Genomic DNA, 703 nt, shown 5'->3' on the forward strand with positions numbered 1-703 from the left:
GTGTGGAACTGCGCCAGCACCCGTGCCCCGCCGCCCCGCCAGGTCTCCGCCCGCGTGCACACCCACGCCGCCTCCCCGCTCCCGTCGGGCAGCGGCTGCTCGGCGAACGCCCAGGCGTTCACGCTCCGTACGCCCGCCGAGCGCATCGCGCCCAGCGAGCAGGCGTACGGCGCCCAGGTGCGCAGCGCCCCGGCGCCGGAGGCCTCACGCGTCTCGCCGGGGCGCCCGGCGGTGAGGTGGGCCGGGACCAGTTCGCCGAGGTCGGTCACCAGCCGGGTGCCGGTGCCGTCGGTCAGCCGCAGCACGTTCCAGGAGGCGCACGGCCCCGGCCGGAGGGCGGGACTCGCCAGCGGTGAGGTCACGCCGTCGGTGAAGGCGAGGGCCGTCGCCTTCGAGCCGGGCTCGCGCAGGTCCCGCTCGTCCGCCTCGCGCACCCAGGGCGCCAGCAGATAACGGAGGTTGCCGTCGACGCGGCTCAGCACCACCGCGCTCGACCCGGCCCGGCCGGCGCCGTCGACGCGGGCGAGGTCGAGCACGGCCCCCTGCGTGCCGGCCTCCGGTTCGGCGTACCTGGCGAGGCGCAGGCCGTCGTACAGGACCACCACGCGCGCGGTGTCGACCGTCCCCGCGTACAGCAGCCGGGGCGGCCCGGCGGGGCCGCCGGTCGGGGTGCCCGGGGTCGCCGACACCCGGACGCCCTTCC

1 pseudogene is annotated in these 703 nt (G+C 78.5%); it reads right to left on the minus strand.

Features of this window, described 5'->3' with window-relative positions:
* Positions 1-703 (minus strand): annotated as a pseudogene (locus B7767_RS38305) (hypothetical protein); the annotation flags it as partial.

Source organism: Streptomyces sp. 13-12-16 (assembly GCF_002114215.1).
Taxonomy (GTDB): domain Bacteria; phylum Actinomycetota; class Actinomycetes; order Streptomycetales; family Streptomycetaceae; genus Streptomyces.